Annotated in this window: 14 protein-coding genes; 13 read left to right on the top strand and 1 reads right to left on the bottom strand. The window is 56.2% G+C overall.

Going from position 1 to position 16,023, the window contains the following annotated elements; genetic code table 11:
* The first annotated feature begins 115 nt into the window (after positions 1-115).
* The 3 genes from ilvI (at position 116) to cra (ending at position 3,614) form a co-directional block, all read left to right on the top strand.
* Positions 116-1,834, top strand: coding sequence for an acetolactate synthase 3 large subunit (gene ilvI / locus ACMV5H_RS03600; RefSeq protein WP_039995484.1), 1,719 nt, complete (start codon positions 116-118; stop codon positions 1,832-1,834).
* Positions 1,834-2,328, top strand: a complete 495-nt coding sequence (ilvN, locus tag ACMV5H_RS03595) for an acetolactate synthase small subunit (RefSeq protein ID WP_021179312.1) — start codon at positions 1,834-1,836, stop codon at positions 2,326-2,328. Before ilvI ends, ilvN begins: the two co-directional genes overlap by 1 nt.
* Before the next feature lie 281 nt (positions 2,329-2,609).
* Complete coding sequence (cra, locus tag ACMV5H_RS03590) at positions 2,610-3,614, top strand: catabolite repressor/activator (protein WP_021179314.1); 1,005 nt, start codon at positions 2,610-2,612, stop codon at positions 3,612-3,614.
* Positions 3,615-3,639: 25 nt separating this feature from the next.
* Here the strand turns inward: cra and ACMV5H_RS03585 are convergent, their stop codons facing one another.
* Entirely contained in the window at positions 3,640-4,080 is a 441-nt protein-coding gene (locus tag ACMV5H_RS03585; protein WP_021179315.1) for an L-alanine exporter AlaE, read from the bottom strand.
* Between the two features lie 895 nt (positions 4,081-4,975).
* Between ACMV5H_RS03585 and mraZ the strand changes: the two genes are divergently transcribed.
* Genes mraZ through murG form a run of 10 tightly spaced genes read left to right on the top strand, consistent with a single transcriptional unit; the run spans position 4,976 to position 16,001 of the window.
* The gene (mraZ, locus tag ACMV5H_RS03580) at positions 4,976-5,434 is read left to right on the top strand and encodes a division/cell wall cluster transcriptional repressor MraZ (RefSeq protein WP_025120486.1); all 459 of its coding nucleotides are present in this window, start codon (positions 4,976-4,978) and stop codon (positions 5,432-5,434) included.
* Positions 5,435-5,436: 2 nt separating this feature from the next.
* Positions 5,437-6,378, top strand: coding sequence for a 16S rRNA (cytosine(1402)-N(4))-methyltransferase RsmH (gene rsmH, locus ACMV5H_RS03575; RefSeq protein WP_021179317.1), 942 nt, complete (start codon positions 5,437-5,439; stop codon positions 6,376-6,378).
* On the top strand, positions 6,375-6,695 hold the full coding sequence (ftsL, locus tag ACMV5H_RS03570) for a cell division protein FtsL (protein WP_021179318.1): 321 nt from the start codon (positions 6,375-6,377) through the stop codon (positions 6,693-6,695). The genes rsmH and ftsL overlap by 4 nt, the downstream gene beginning before the upstream one ends.
* 42 nt (positions 6,696-6,737) lie before the next feature.
* Positions 6,738-8,504, top strand: coding sequence for a peptidoglycan glycosyltransferase FtsI (locus ACMV5H_RS03565; protein ID WP_115159069.1), 1,767 nt, complete (start codon positions 6,738-6,740; stop codon positions 8,502-8,504).
* Positions 8,491-9,978, top strand: a complete 1,488-nt coding sequence (gene murE, locus ACMV5H_RS03560; RefSeq protein ID WP_059199736.1) for a UDP-N-acetylmuramoyl-L-alanyl-D-glutamate--2,6-diaminopimelate ligase — start codon at positions 8,491-8,493, stop codon at positions 9,976-9,978. Before ACMV5H_RS03565 ends, murE begins: the two co-directional genes overlap by 14 nt.
* Positions 9,975-11,336 (top strand): UDP-N-acetylmuramoyl-tripeptide--D-alanyl-D-alanine ligase, encoded by a 1,362-nt coding sequence (gene murF / locus ACMV5H_RS03555; RefSeq protein WP_059199737.1) that lies wholly within the window; start codon positions 9,975-9,977, stop codon positions 11,334-11,336. Before murE ends, murF begins: the two co-directional genes overlap by 4 nt.
* Positions 11,330-12,412 carry a phospho-N-acetylmuramoyl-pentapeptide-transferase gene (gene mraY / locus ACMV5H_RS03550; RefSeq protein ID WP_021179322.1) on the top strand — a complete coding sequence of 361 codons (1,083 nt, stop codon included), beginning with the start codon at positions 11,330-11,332 and terminating at the stop codon, positions 12,410-12,412. The genes murF and mraY overlap by 7 nt, the downstream gene beginning before the upstream one ends.
* 2 nt (positions 12,413-12,414) lie before the next feature.
* Positions 12,415-13,734: a UDP-N-acetylmuramoyl-L-alanine--D-glutamate ligase gene (gene murD / locus ACMV5H_RS03545; RefSeq protein ID WP_209554995.1), complete on the top strand. Its 1,320-nt coding sequence runs from the start codon at positions 12,415-12,417 to the stop codon at positions 13,732-13,734.
* Complete coding sequence (ftsW, locus tag ACMV5H_RS03540; protein WP_021179324.1) at positions 13,731-14,933, top strand: cell division protein FtsW; 1,203 nt, start codon at positions 13,731-13,733, stop codon at positions 14,931-14,933. Before murD ends, ftsW begins: the two co-directional genes overlap by 4 nt.
* 3 nt (positions 14,934-14,936) lie before the next feature.
* On the top strand, positions 14,937-16,001 hold the full coding sequence (gene murG, locus ACMV5H_RS03535; protein WP_059199739.1) for an undecaprenyldiphospho-muramoylpentapeptide beta-N-acetylglucosaminyltransferase: 1,065 nt from the start codon (positions 14,937-14,939) through the stop codon (positions 15,999-16,001).
* Positions 16,002-16,023: the final 22 nt, after the last annotated feature.

Here is a 16,023-nt window from a genome sequence, read left to right as displayed (position 1 = left end):
GCTATGTTAAGAGTCCAAAACGTCCATAAGATTTTTGGGGCCATGCCCCAGACAGGACAGGCGCTACGTTCCGGCGTCAGACAAGAACAAGCTATGTAAGCCTGGAGGCAAACCCATGGAAATATTGTCAGGAGCCGAGATGGTCGTCCGATCGCTGATCGATCAGGGCGTTAAGCATGTATTCGGCTATCCGGGCGGGGCGGTACTCGATATCTATGATGCCCTGCACACGGTGGGGGGCATCGATCATATTCTGGTGCGTCACGAGCAAGGGGCGGTGCATATGGCCGATGGCTATGCACGAGCGACTGGTGAAGTGGGCGTAGTGCTGGTCACTTCCGGCCCTGGGGCCACCAACGCCATTACCGGTATCGCCACCGCCTATATGGATTCCATCCCGATGGTGGTGCTATCTGGCCAGGTGCCGAGCTCGCTGATTGGCTACGATGCCTTCCAGGAGTGCGACATGGTGGGCATCTCCCGCCCGGTGGTAAAACACAGCTTCCTGGTCAAGCGTACCGAAGACATACCCTCCGTGCTGAAAAAGGCGTTTTACCTGGCTTCTACCGGCCGCCCTGGCCCTGTGGTGGTCGATCTGCCGAAGGATATCGTTGGCCCGGCGGTAAGAATGCCTTACGCGTATCCGCAGGACGTCAGCATGCGTTCCTACAACCCGACGGTGCAAGGCCACCGCGGGCAGATCAAACGCGCCCTACAGACCATTCTGGCGGCAAAAAAGCCGATCATGTACGTGGGCGGCGGTGCCATCAATTCGGAGTGCCATGAAGAGTTGCTGCAACTGGCGGAAAAGCTGAACCTGCCGGTCACCTGTACGCTGATGGGGTTGGGGGCGTTCCCAGGGACTCACCGCCAAAGCGTCGGTATGCTGGGCATGCACGGCACCTATGAAGCCAACAAGACCATGCATCATTCCGACGTGATTTTTGCCGTTGGGGTGCGCTTTGACGATCGCACTACCAACAACCTGGCCAAATACTGCCCGGATGCCACGGTGCTGCATATCGATATCGACCCGACCTCCATTTCCAAAACGGTGGATGCCGATATTCCTATCGTTGGCGATGCCAAACAGGTGCTGACGCAGATGCTGGAACTGCTGGCGCATGAAGACAAAGCGCAGGATTTCGATGCGCTGCGTGACTGGTGGCAGTCCATTGAGCAGTGGCGCGCGCGCGATTGCCTGGGCTACAACAAAGACAGTGGCACCATCAAACCTCAGGCGGTGATCGAAACGCTGCACCGCCTGACCAAGGGCGATGCCTATGTCACCTCCGACGTTGGCCAGCACCAGATGTTTGCCGCACTCTATTATCCGTTCGATAAACCGCGCCGTTGGATCAACTCTGGTGGGCTGGGCACTATGGGCTTTGGTTTGCCAGCCGCCCTTGGGGTGAAACTTGCACTGCCAGACGAAACGGTAGTGTGCGTCACCGGTGACGGCAGCATTCAGATGAATATCCAGGAGCTGTCCACGGCTCTGCAGTACAATCTGCCGGTGGTGGTGGTCAACCTCAATAACCGCTACCTGGGTATGGTGAAGCAGTGGCAGGACATGATCTATTCTGGCCGCCATTCGCAGTCCTATATGGATTCCTTGCCGGACTTCGTCAAGCTGGCAGAAGCCTATGGCCATGTCGGCATCGCCATTCGTACCCCGGATGAGCTGGAAAGCAAGCTGGCGCAGGCGCTGGCTGAAAAAGAACGTCTGGTGTTTGTCGATGTGACCGTCGACGAGACTGAACATGTTTATCCAATGCAGATCCGCGGTGGAAGCATGGACGAAATGTGGCTAAGCAAAACGGAGAGAACCTGATGAAGCGCCGTATCTTATCGGTATTACTGGAAAACGAATCCGGTGCGTTGTCGCGCGTCGTCGGGCTGTTCTCTCAGCGTGGCTACAACATCGAAAGCCTGACGGTTGCTCCTACCGATGATCCAACCTTGTCGCGCATGACGATCCAGACGGTGGGTGATGAAAAGGTACTGGAGCAGATAGAGAAGCAGTTGCATAAGCTGGTTGACGTTTTACGCGTCAGTGAGCTGGTGCAAGGGGCTCACGTTGAGCGTGAAATCATGCTGGTGAAGCTGCAGGCTAGCGGCTACGGTCGTGAAGAGGTGAAACGCAGCACGGATATCTTCCGTGGCCAGATTGTGGATGTCACCTCGTCGCTTTACACCGTGCAGTTGGCGGGGACCAGCGACAAGCTGGACGCCTTCCTCAACGCCGTACGTGAAGTGGCGGAAATCGTCGAAGTGGCCCGCTCGGGGATTGTTGGCGTGTCGCGCGGCGACAAGATTATGCGCTGATAGCGGGTTTTCTGCACTGTATCCGGGGCGTGGCAGGTTTGCTGCGCCCTTTCTTTTTAATTTTTTGCCCATTTGCTGGCACCTTTGGGCGAAAGCGGTTGCTCGGCCGTGTTTTCTGCTGTTAGATCGCCATTACGGGTTGAATAACCATAGTGACTATCATGGTTACTCATTACCCTTCCGCTTTCGGTTCGCTGCATGCTTAGCCGTACATTGAAAGCGTGGGGTAAACAACGCCACAGGATCCATTGTCATTTTGAGAGTCATTTAAAGGGGTTAACGTGAAACTGGATGAAATCGCGCGTCTCGCAGGCGTTTCGCGCACTACGGCCAGTTATGTCATCAACGGCAAGGCGAAGCAGTATCGTGTCAGCGATAAAACCGTCGAAAAAGTGATGGCCGTGGTCAGGGAGCACAATTATCACCCGAATGCCGTAGCGGCAGGGCTGCGTGCAGGCCGCACTCGTTCTATCGGCCTGGTGATCCCGGATCTGGAAAATACCAGCTATACCCGCATCGCCAACTACCTGGAACGCCAGGCGCGTCAGCGCGGTTATCAACTGTTGATCGCCTGCTCGGAAGATCAGCCGGATAATGAAATGCGCTGTATTGAGCACCTGCTGCAACGCCAGGTCGATGCGATCATCGTCTCCACGGCGTTACCGCCGGAGCATCCTTTCTATCAACGCTGGGCTAACGATCCTTTCCCGATTATTGCATTGGATCGCGCTCTGGATCGTGAACACTTTATCAGCGTGGTGGGGGCCGATCAGGAAGACGCCTTTGCCCTGGCGCAGGAGTTACGCACTTTCCCCGCCAAGTCGGTGTTGTATCTGGGGGCTTTGCCTGAGCTTTCGGTCAGCTTCTTGCGTGAGCAGGGTTTCCGTCAGGCCTGGCAGGATGATGAGCGGCAGGTAGATTATCTGTATGCCAACAGCTATGAACGTGAAGCAGCTGGCGTACTGTTCGCTGAATGGTTGAAAACCCATCCGATGCCACAGGCGTTGTTTACCACCTCATTCTCGCTGTTGCAGGGCGTGATGGACGTAACGCTGAAACAGCGTGGGCGTTTACCGGCGGATCTGGCAATTGCCACCTTTGGTGATCATGAGCTATTGGATTTCCTGGAGTGCCCAGTGCTTGCCGTGGCCCAGCGGCACCGTGATGTTGCCGAGCGGGTGCTGGAACTGGTGCTTGCCAGCCTGGATGAACCGCGTAAACCCAAGCCGGGTATGACGCGCATTCGCCGTAACCTGTTCCGCCGCGGTAGCCTGAGCCGCAAGTAATCTTCAAGGGGCCGTCATTCGGCCCCTAAACGTAACCCACCACGCGAAACAGCCTGCGGCAATATTCCAGAAAATAGCCGTACACCACGCCCATCGCCATTGAGATCACCGCATTACTGGTCACCGCGGCCAGGATCTGCTGGCCGTCAGCACCCACGCTCCACAGAATGGCTGCGTAAACTGGCGATTGGAAACTGACATAAGCCAACAGATCGGCCAGGTTACGCAGCAAAAACTGCCCGCGTGGGCTGCGGCGTGCGGTGGCGATAAAGAAATCGCGGTAGCGGCCGTAGGGCCAGGCGATCAGGATATTGACGGGGATCGATACCACCCGGGAGGAGAGCGATTGGCTAAAGCTCATGCCCGAAATCAGTATTTCAATCGCCATCCCGACGATAAAACAGTACACCACCAGCGCAAAAGTATCGGCGGCAGCGCTGCGCCATGGTGAAACGGCTCTAGACATGACACGATCCCTGAATTTATCGGTTAATATGTTGGTTGTTAATGTTAATTAGGTGTTATTAACTGACCTTTATGCTATTTAGTAGTCTACTTGACTGTATTGATTGTTATAAGTGGCTTAAAATTTTTATTTTTAACATTTGGGTGATTTTTATCCTGACAACAGGGGGGAAAGTGAGTAAAGCAGGAATTTAAAATTGCAGTTGTAGAAATTATCATTATTAACAGTGCGTTATGATTATGTGGCGACGGTGAGATGACGGCTTTGCGGCTGATTTAGCGATAGGCTCACTAAATTTACGTATATTCCTAAAGTGGCAAAAAAATCCAGATGAATTGTAAATAGGTGTTTTGAGAATAATCTTACCATTTTGATTTGAATCATAATTAGCGGCTTGAGCCAGTGCTTCGCCATTTATTTTATCTTTGGGTTGTTCTTTGACGGAATAATTGAAGTAAAATAGCGCGCCGTTGGCAGCGAAATACTCGCTGAGTGTTATTAACTCAAGGGCTTATCGCATTTCCCAGCTGGCAGGTGGCTTGCGGCCAAGCCTTGACCGATGCGGGATGCGGTGGGGTTGTCCCCGCCGAGAGCGATGTTGAAAAGTGAGACCTGGATTGCAGAAGGACATAATGAGTTATTTAATCGTCAATTTGTGTTTATTTTAATCACACTCTTTCCGCTTAGAAAATTCTCCTCTTTAATCATGATGTTAATTTATATTCATGCAATAAATAGCGTTCCTTTCGTGAGCCAGCCTCCAGAATATGCCTATAAATATTGCCAAACCGCTCTTGCTCTGGCTTGACAAGGTTTTCATACCCTCCGTAAACTCCCTTATGTGGGAATTTGTGGTGTAAAGTGGTGAAAAGGGTCACGAGGGGGTAGCTCAGGTATGTTTCGTGGGGCAACGCTGGTCAACCTCGACAGTAAAGGACGGCTCGCCGTACCAACCCGTTATCGGGATTTACTGAATGAGGAATCGCAAGGCCAAATGGTTTGCACCATTGACCTCCATCAGCCCTGCCTGCTGCTTTATCCATTACCTCAATGGGAAATCATCGAGCAAAAGTTGTCCCGTCTGTCGAGCATGAATCCCGCCGAGCGCCGCGTCCAGCGCTTGCTGTTGGGCCATGCCAGCGAGTGTCAGATGGATAATGCCGGCCGGTTGCTGTTAGCCAATACGCTACGCCAACATGCCGGGCTTACTAAAGAAGTGATGCTGGTCGGGCAGTTCAACAAGTTTGAACTGTGGGATGAACAGACCTGGTATCAACAAGTCAAGGATGATATTGACGCGGAACAATCCACTCAGGAACCGTTGTCTGAGCGGCTACAGGACTTGTCACTATAAGCATGCTGGAAAATTATAAACATACGACCGTATTGCTGGATGAGGCCGTGAAGGGTCTCAATATTCGCAGTAACGGCATCTACATCGACGGTACTTTTGGTCGCGGTGGTCATTCTCGTCTGATCTTGTCCCAACTGGGGCCGGAAGGGCGCTTGTTGGCTATCGATCGCGATCCGCAGGCAATTGCCGCAGCTCAATCTATTGCAGACCCACGTTTTACTATCATCCACGGACCGTTTTCCGATTTGGCTGACTATGTGCAGCAACGGGAACTGGTGGGCAAGATCGACGGCGTATTGCTCGACTTGGGTGTTTCTTCCCCTCAGTTGGATGACGCAGAACGCGGATTTTCCTTTATGCGTGACGGCCCGCTGGATATGCGTATGGACCCTTCAAGCGGCCAATCCGCCGCCGAATGGTTGATGAAAGCGGAAGCCGACGATATTGCCTGGGTGCTGAAAACCTTCGGTGAAGAGCGCTTCGCCAAACGCATCGCCCGCGCCATCGTAGAAAGAAACCGCGTAGAGCCGATGACCCGTACCAAGGAACTGGCCGAGCTGATCGCCCATGCCAGCCCGTTCCGTGATAAGCATAAACACCCGGCAACCCGCAGTTTCCAGGCGATCCGTATCTACATCAACAGCGAGCTGGAAGAGATCGAGCGTGCGCTGGACGGTGCATTAGCCGTGTTGGCACCAGAAGGCCGCCTGTCGATCATCAGCTTCCATTCGTTGGAAGACCGTATCGTCAAAAGCTTTATGCGCCACCACAGCCGTGGTGCCCAGGTTCCGGCAGGAATTCCGCTAACCGAAGCGCAGTTGCGTGAAATGGGCGGCCGTACGCTGAAAGCCTTGGGCAAAATGAAGCCAGGTGATGTTGAAGTGGCGGAAAACCCACGGGCGCGCAGTTCCGTACTGCGTATTGCCGAGAGGATGCCTGCGTGATTGGTAATGAGCGCCACGGTTTAGTTGGCGTCATCGGAGGCGATCTGCTGCGTAACGCCAAGATCCCGCTGATTTTGATGATTGCCGCGCTGGTTTCCGCCGTGTTTGTGGTGACCACCGCGCACCGTACCCGCCTGCTGACCGCCGAGCGCGAACAGTTGGTGCTGGAGAGAGATGCGCTGGATATCGAATGGCGCAACCTGATCCTGGAAGAGAATGCCCTTGGCGATCACAGCCGCGTAGAGCGTATCGCCACCGAAAAACTGCAGATGCAACACGTTGATCCATCGCAGGAAATTATTATTGTCAAGCCATGAGTGGTTTAGCCGAAGTCACGATACGGAGCAATTAGCTAACGCATGAAAGCAGTACGTCCCGGTAAGAAGTTGAAACGCCAGGAAGATCAGGCCAGCTTTGTCAGCTGGCGTTTTGCGTTGCTGTGCGGCTGTATTCTGTTGGCGCTGGTTGGACTGATGCTGCGTGTGGCTTATTTGCAGGTGATCAATCCGGATCGGTTGGTGAAAGAAGGCGACATGCGTTCGTTACGCGTGCAGTCGGTTCCCACCGCTCGCGGCATGATTAGCGACCGCTATGGCCGACCGCTGGCGGTGAGCGTGCCGGTGAATGCCGTGTGGGCCGATCCGAAAGAGTTGAACGAACGCGGGGGTATTACGCTGGATTCGCGCTGGAAAGCGCTGTCCGACGCGTTGCAAATTCCGCTCGATCAGCTCTCCAATCGTATCAATGCCAATCCGAAGGGGCGTTTTGTCTATCTGGCCCGGCAGGTTAACCCGGCGATTGGTGATTACATCCACAAGCTGAAATTGCCTGGCATCTACCTGCGCCAGGAATCGCGCCGCTACTACCCGTCTGGCCAGGTTACTTCTCATATCATCGGCGTGACCAACATTGACGGCGAAGGGATCGAAGGAGTCGAAAAGAGCTTTGATCGCTGGCTGACCGGCCAACCGGGCGAAAGAACAGTACGTAAAGACCGCTATGGCCGAGTGATCGAGGACATCTCCTCGGTAGACAGCCAGGCGGCGCACAATCTGGCATTGAGCATCGATGAACGCCTGCAGGCGCTGGTTTACCGTGAATTGAATAACGCCGTCGCCTTCAACAAAGCGGAGTCTGGTACCGCAGTGCTGGTGGACGTGAACACCGGCGAAGTATTGGCGATGGCCAACAGCCCATCGTACAACCCGAACAATATGGCCGATACGCCGAAAGACACCATGCGTAACCGTGCCATTACCGATATTTTTGAACCTGGTTCTACCGTGAAACCGATGGTGGTAATGACGGCGTTGCAGCGCGGCGTAGTGAAAGAAAATAGCGTGCTCAATACCGTTCCTTACCGCATTAACGGCCATGAAATCAAAGATGTGGCGCGTTATTCGGAACTGACCATGACCGGGATCTTGCAGAAGTCGAGTAACGTCGGTGTTTCAAAGCTGGCGTTAGCGATGCCGTCCTCAGCGTTAGTAGATACTTACTCACGTTTTGGGCTGGGAAAAGCGACCAATTTGGGGCTGGTCGGAGAAAGCAGTGGCTTATACCCAAAAAAACAACGGTGGTCTGACATAGAGAGGGCCACCTTCTCTTTCGGCTACGGGCTAATGGTAACCCCGTTACAGTTAGCGCGAGTCTATGCCACGATCGGCAGCCTGGGCGTTTATCGCCCATTGTCGATCACCAAGGTTGATCCTCCGGTTGCCGGTGAACGCGTCTTCCCTGAGGCTACCGTGCGTACGGTAGTGCACATGATGGAAAGCGTCGCCTTGCCGGGCGGTGGTGGGGTGAAAGCCGCCATCAAGGGTTATCGTATTGCCATTAAAACCGGTACCGCTAAAAAGGTCGGGCCGGATGGTAAATACGTCAACCGATATATCGCTTATACCGCGGGGGTGGCGCCAGCTAGCCAGCCTCGTTTTGCTCTGGTGGTGGTCATCAACGACCCACAGGGTGGGAAATACTACGGTGGTGCGATTTCCGCGCCGGTGTTTGGTGCCATCATGGGGGGCGCGCTGCGGATCATGAACGTTCAGCCAGATGCGTTGCCCACCGGTGACAAAAGCGAATTAGTGATTAATAACAAAGAGGGTTCAGGTGGCCGATCGTAATTTGCGCGATTTACTCGCTCCGTGGGTGCCAACGGCACCCGAGCGCGCGCTGCGGGAAATGATATTAGACAGCCGTATTGCGGCTGCCGGGGATCTGTTTGTCGCCGTAGTTGGCCATCAAACGGATGGACGCCGCTATATTCCGCAAGCCATCGCCCAAGGGGTTGCCGCCGTTATCGCCGAAGCGGAAGGCGAAGCTGAAGACGGTAAAATTTGCGAAATGCACGGCGTGCCGGTGATTTACCTGAGCCAACTTGGCCAGCGCCTGTCGGCGTTAGCCGGGCGTTTCTATCATCAGCCTGCCGAACGTCTGCGCTTGATTGGCGTGACGGGGACCAACGGTAAAACTACCACCACCCAACTGTTAGCCCAGTGGAGCCAACTGTTGGGCGAAACTGCCGCCGTGATGGGCACCGTGGGCAACGGTTTGTTAGGCCAGGTTTGCCCAACGGAAAATACCACCGGTTCTGCGGTCGATGTGCAGCACGTGCTTAACGATCTGGCGCAGCAAGGGGCCACCTTGGCCGCTATGGAAGTCTCCTCTCATGGCCTGGTGCAACACCGCGTGGCGGCTTTACCCTTTGCCGCAGCCGTATTCACCAACCTGAGCCGCGATCACCTGGATTATCACGGCGATATGGCCAGCTACGAAGCGGCCAAATGGTCACTGTTTGCTGGCCACGACGTTGGTCAGGCGATCATCAACGCCGACGATGAAGTCGGGCAGCGTTGGCTGGCCAAACTGCCAGACGCGGTGGCCGTCACCATGCAGGACAATTTGCAGCCTGGCTGTCATGGCCGCTGGCTGAAAACCACCGCGGTGGAGTATCACGATAACGGTGCCACCATCCACTTCAGCTCAAGCTGGGGCAACGGCGAGATCGAAAGCCGCCTGATGGGGGCCTTCAACGTCAGTAACCTGATCCTGGCATTGGCAACGCTGCTGTCACTCGGTTACCCGTTTGAGAAACTGGTTAACACGGCCAATCAGCTGCAGCCGGTCTGTGGCCGGATGGAAGTCTTCAATGCGCCAGGCAAGCCGACGGTGGTGGTGGATTATGCCCACACTCCGGATGCGCTGGAAAAAGCGCTGGAAGCCGCTCGCCTGCATTGCCAAGGGCAACTGTGGTGCGTGTTTGGCTGCGGTGGCGACCGTGATAGAGGTAAGCGCCCACTTATGGGGGGCATTGCCGAACAGTTTGCCGACCGGGTGGTGATAACGGATGACAATCCGCGCACCGAAGAACCGCAGGCCATCATCAAGGATATTCTGGCCGGGCTGCTGGATGCCGGGCATGTACAGGTGATCCACGGGCGCGCCGAAGCCGTGACCAGCGCCATCATGCAAGCCAAAGAGCAGGATGTGGTACTGGTGGCGGGTAAAGGTCACGAGGATTACCAACTGGTGGGTAACCGTCGTCTGGATTACTCCGATCGCACCACCGTCGCACGTTTGCTGGGGGTGCTGGCATGATCCCGGTCTCGCTTCAGACGCTGGCGGCGGTATTGGATGCCGAGCTGATCGGCACCGACTGCATCATTACCGAAGTGACGAGGGATACTCGTCAGGTCACTGCAGGTTGCCTGTTTGTGGCCCTGAAAGGCGAGCGTTTCGATGCTCACGACTTTGCCGCCGATGCTGTCGCCGCTGGCGCAGGCGCTTTGCTGGTAAGTAAGCGCTTATTGGTGGAGGCTCCGCAACTGGTGGTGAAAGATACCAGTCTGGCACTGGGGCAGTTTGCCGCCTGGGTACGTCAGCAGGTGCCAGCCAAAGTGGTGGCGCTGACCGGTTCATCGGGCAAGACCTCGGTGAAAGAGATGACCGCGGCCATTTTACGTGAATGTGGCGAAGTGCTGCATACCGCCGGGAATTACAATAACGAGATCGGCGTGCCGCTAACGCTGTTGCGTTTAGAGCCGCAGCATGATTTTGCGGTGGTTGAACTGGGTGCCAACCATATCGGTGAGATTGCCTATACCACCGCTTTGGCGCAACCGCAGAGCGCGCTGGTGAATAATCTGGCCGCTGCCCATCTGGAAGGTTTTGGTTCACTGGCAGGCGTTGCGCAGGCCAAGGGCGAAATCTTTGCCGGTTTGCCGGCGGATGGCGTGGCGATCCTCAACGCCGATAGCAACGACTGGCCGCATTGGCAGGCGCAGTTACAGGGCAAGACAGTCTGGCGTTTCTCTCCCCAGGCTGCGGAATCTGTGGATTTCTTTGCCAGCGATATCCAGGTGAAAGGGAGCGTGACTCACTTCACCCTGCACAGCCCGTTCGGCACGGTGGCGATTGAGTTGCCATTGCCGGGCCGCCATAACGTGGCGAATGCGTTGGCGGCAGCAGCACTGGCGATGTCGGTTGGCGCTACGCTGGCCGCCGTGAGTGCAGGCTTGCAACAGCTTCAGGCGGTGCCTGGGCGCTTGTTCCCGATCGCCTTGGCGCAAGGCAAGCTGTTGCTCGATGACAGCTACAACGCCAACGTCGGCTCCATGACGGCAGCGGCGCAGGTGTTGGCAGAAATGCCAGGTTATCGCGTGATGGTCGTTGGCGATATGGCTGAGTTGGGCGCAGAGGCCGAAGAGTGTCATCGCCAGGTGGGTGAAGCTGCCCGTCTGGCCGGTATTGATAAAGTCATCAGCGTGGGTGGGCTGAGCCAGGTATTGAGCTCTGCCGCCGGTAACGGTGAACATTATCAGGATAAAACAGCAGTGACCGCGCGCGTAGCGGAACTACTCTCAGCACATGCGGTAATTACCGTGTTAATCAAAGGTTCACGTAGTGCCGCAATGGAGCAGGTAGTACGCGCGTTACAGGAGAAAGCACCATGTTAGTTTGGCTGGCCGAACATTTGGTCAAATATTACTCAGGCTTCAACGTCTTTTCTTATCTGACGTTCCGGGCCATTGTCAGCCTGCTGACCGCGCTGTTCCTTTCCCTGTGGATGGGGCCGAAGGTGATCAAACGCCTGCAGGAAATGTCCTTTGGTCAGGTAGTGCGTAACGATGGGCCAGAATCGCACTTTAGCAAGCGCGGCACGCCGACCATGGGCGGCATCATGATCCTGACCTCCATCACCATTTCGGTGCTGATGTGGGCCTATCCGTCCAACCCTTACGTGTGGTGCGTGCTGTTCGTACTGGTGGGTTACGGCATCGTCGGCTTTGTCGATGACTATCGCAAAGTGGTGCGCAAAGATACTCGGGGGTTGATTGCCCGCTGGAAATATTTCTGGCAGTCGGTGATTGCCCTGGTCGTGGCCTTTGCCATGTATGCCGTAGGAAAAGACACGCCAGCCACCGAGCTGGTTGTGCCGTTCTTTAAGGACATCATGCCGCAGTTGGGCTTGCTGTACGTGGCGTTGGCCTACTTCGTGATTGTCGGCACCAGCAACGCGGTCAACCTGACCGATGGGCTGGATGGCCTGGCGATCATGCCAACCGTGTTTGTAGCGGCGGGCTTTGCGCTGGTGGCCTGGGCGACCGGTAACATGAACTTCGCCAACTACCTGCATATTCCGTATCTGCGTCATGCCGGTGAGTTGGTCATCGTCTGCACCGCGATCGTCGGGGCCGGTTTAGGTTTCTTGTGGTTTAACACCTACCCGGCTCAGGTGTTTATGGGTGATGTGGGTTCACTGGCACTGGGCGGCGCGTTGGGCACCATCGCCGTGCTGCTGCGCCAGGAGTTCTTGTTGCTGATCATGGGCGGCGTGTTCGTGGTTGAAACGCTGTCGGTGATCCTGCAGGTGGGATCGTTCAAGCTGCGCGGGCAACGTATTTTCCGCATGGCGCCGATCCACCATCACTATGAATTGAAAGGCTGGCCAGAACCACGGGTGATCGTGCGCTTCTGGATTATTTCGCTGATGCTGGTGCTGATTGGCCTGGCGACGCTGAAGGTGCGCTGATTATGGTGGATTATCAGGGTAAAAAAGTGGTCATCATCGGGTTGGGCCTTACCGGCCTTTCCTGCGTTGATTTCTTTATGACCCGTGGCGTGACGCCGCGGGTTATGGATACCCGTATTTCGCCACCGGGCCTGGATCAACTGCCCGAGAGCGTTGAACGTCATCTGGGTTCTCTGAACCAGGAATGGTTGTTGTCTGCGGATTTGATTGTGGCTAGCCCAGGCATGGCATTAGCGACTCCGGCTTTGAGCGCTGCCGCCGATGCCGGGGTTGAGATCGTCGGTGACGTTGAGCTGTTCTGCCGTGAAGCCCAGTCGCCAATTGTGGCGATCACCGGTTCCAACGGCAAGAGCACCGTCACCACGCTGGTGGGCGAAATGGCCAAGGCCGCTGGTTGGGCCGTGGGCGTTGGGGGCAATATCGGCCTGCCAGCGCTGAGCCTGCTGCGTCAGGAGTGCCAACTGTACGTGCTGGAGCTGTCGAGCTTCCAATTGGAAACCACTCACAGCCTGCATGCCGCAGCGGCAACCATTTTGAACGTGACCGAAGATCATATGGATCGCTATCCATTTGGCCTGCAGCAATACCGTGCCGCCAAATTGCGCGTCTATGAAAATGCCCAAGTCTGTGTAGTGAATGCGGACGACGCGCTGACCATGCCGGTGCGCGGTGCTGATGAGCGCTGTGTCAGCTTTGGTGCCGACGTAGGGGACTACCACCTCAACCGCCAGCAGGGCGAAATCTGGCTGCGGGTGAATGGTGAGAAAGTCCTCAATACCAGCGAGATGAAGCTCACCGGTCGCCATAACTTTACCAATGCGTTGGCGGCCCTGGCCCTGGCCGATGCCGTCAAGCTGCCGCGTGCGTCCAGCCTGAAAGCGCTGACGACCTTTACCGGCCTGGAGCACCGTTTCCAACTGGTGTGGGAACACAATGGCGTGCGCTGGATTAACGATTCCAAAGCCACCAACGTCGGCAGCACCGAGGCGGCGCTGAACGGCCTGCAGGTTAAGGGCACGCTGCATCTGCTGTTGGGCGGTGATGGCAAGTCTGCGGACTTCTCGCCGCTGGCGCGCTATCTGCAAGGTGACAACGTGCGCTTGTACTGCTTTGGCCGCGATGGCGCACAGCTGGCACAGCTGCGTCCGGAAGTCGCCACGCAGACAGAAACGATGGAGCAGGCGATGCAAGCCATTGCCCGCCAGGTGACATCAGGCGATATGGTGCTGTTGTCACCGGCCTGTGCCAGCCTGGATCAGTTCCGTAATTTTGAAGTGCGTGGCAACGAGTTTGCCCGTCTGGCACAGGAGCTGGGCGGATGAGACTACGGGTGCCGACGTTCGGCCTGACCAACAAGCTGAAAGACTGGGTGATGGGATCGCGTGAAAGCGATACGAGCAGCATGGTGCTGTATGACCGTACCCTGCTGTGGCTGACCTTTGGCCTGGCGATTGTTGGTTTTGTGATGGTGACGTCGGCCTCGATGCCTATCGGCCAACGCCTGGCAGAGGATCCGTTCCTGTTTGCCAAGCGTGATGCACTTTACCTTGGCCTGGCGTTCGGCCTGTCGTTGGTAACACTGCGTATCCCGATGGCCGTTTGGCAGCGTTATAGCAACGTCATGCTGCTGTTATCGATAGTCTTGTTGCTGGTGGTGCTGGTGGTTGGTAGCTCGGTAAACGGGGCTTCACGCTGGATTTCACTGGGTCCGTTGCGTATCCAGCCCGCTGAATTATCCAAGTTGTCGCTGTTTTGCTACCTGGCGAGCTATCTGGTGCGCAAGGTAGAGGAAGTCCGCAGCAACTTTTGGGGCTTCTGTAAGCCAATGGGTGTGATGGTGGTGCTAGCGGTGCTGCTGCTGGCCCAGCCGGATTTGGGGACGGTGGTGGTGCTGTTTATCACCACGCTGGCGATGCTGTTTCTGGCCGGGGCAAAGATGTGGCAGTTCCTGGCGATCATCGGATCGGGCGTGTTTGCCGTGGGGCTGCTGATTATCGCGGAACCTTACCGTATGCGCCGTGTGACTTCGTTCTGGAACCCATGGGCCGATCCGTTTGGCAGTGGTTACCAGCTAACCCAGTCGCTGATGGCGTTTGGCCGCGGCGAGTTCTGGGGGCAAGGGCTGGGCAACTCGGTACAGAAACTCGAGTATTTACCCGAGGCGCATACCGACTTTATCTTCTCCATTTTGGGCGAAGAACTGGGCTATATCGGTGTGGTTTTGGCCCTGTTAATGGTATTCTTCGTCGCTTTTCGCGCGATGTCGATAGGCCGCAGGGCGTTGGAGATAGACCAGCGATTTTCCGGTTTTCTGGCATGTTCGATCGGTGTCTGGTTCAGTTTCCAGGCATTGGTGAACGTCGGTGCGGCAGCGGGGATGTTGCCAACCAAAGGCTTGACCTTGCCACTGATAAGTTACGGCGGCTCGAGCCTGATCATTATGTCGACGGCGATCGTGCTGTTGCTGCGAATTGATTATGAAACGCGCCTGACCAAAGCGCAGGCGTTTGTGAAGAGGTAGCGGATGAGCGGTAAAGCTAAGCGTTTAATGGTGATGGCAGGCGGTACCGGCGGGCACGTGTTTCCGGGGCTGGCGGTCGCGCATCATCTGATGGCGCAGGGCTGGCAGGTTCGCTGGCTCGGCACCGCAGACCGAATGGAAGCCGATCTGGTGCCAAAGCACGGGATCGAGATTGATTTTATCCGCATCTCCGGGCTGCGTGGCAAAGGCCTAAAGGCTCAGTTGACCGCACCGGTGCGTATCTGGCAGGCGGTGCGTCAGGCTAAGGCGATCATGCGTAGTTATCAGCCGGACGTGGTGCTGGGGATGGGCGGTTACGTTTCCGGCCCTGGCGGTTTGGCTGCCTGGCAGTGTGGTATCCCGGTAGTGCTGCATGAGCAGAACGGCATTGCGGGCCTGACTAACCGCTGGCTCTCAAGGATTGCCAAGAAAGTGTTACAGGCGTTCCCAGGGGCGTTTCCGAATGCGGACGTCGTGGGTAACCCGGTACGTACCGATGTGTTGGCGCTGCCGCTACCTGCCGAGCGTCTGAACGGGCGTGAAGGGCCAATCCGTGTGCTGATTATCGGCGGTAGCCAAGGTGCGCGCGTGCTGAATCAGACAGTTCCTGAAGTCGCCGCGCTGCTGGGCGATAGAATAGTCCTCTGGCATCAGGTAGGTAAGGGCGCATTGCCAACGGTACTGCAGGACTACGAGAGGGTAGGGCAGACCGGGCACAAGGTGACCGAGTTTATTGATGATATGGCAGAGGCCTACGCCTGGGCGGACGTGGTGGTGTGCCGTTCTGGCGCGCTGACCGTCAGCGAAGTGGCGGCGGCGGGATTACCGGCCATTTTTGTGCCGTTCCAGCACAAAGATCGTCAGCAATACTGGAACGCGCGCCCTCTGGAAGAGGCCGGTGCGGCCAAAATTATCGAACAACCGCAGTTTACTGCCGATGTCGTGGCGGAACTGCTGGCAAGCTGGGATCGCCCAACGCTGTTGAAGATGGCCGAAAAGGCCCGTGCGGTGGCGATCCCGGATGCAACAGAACGCGTGGCGGCAGAAATTATTCGTGCAGCCCTGTAAGGCCGTCGGGGTTACCCCTGTT

The organism is Serratia sp. N21D137 (assembly GCF_047530005.1).
In the GTDB taxonomy this organism is placed as follows: domain Bacteria; phylum Pseudomonadota; class Gammaproteobacteria; order Enterobacterales; family Enterobacteriaceae; genus Chania; species Chania fonticola_B.
This window is presented reverse-complemented; position numbering and strand designations above follow the sequence as displayed.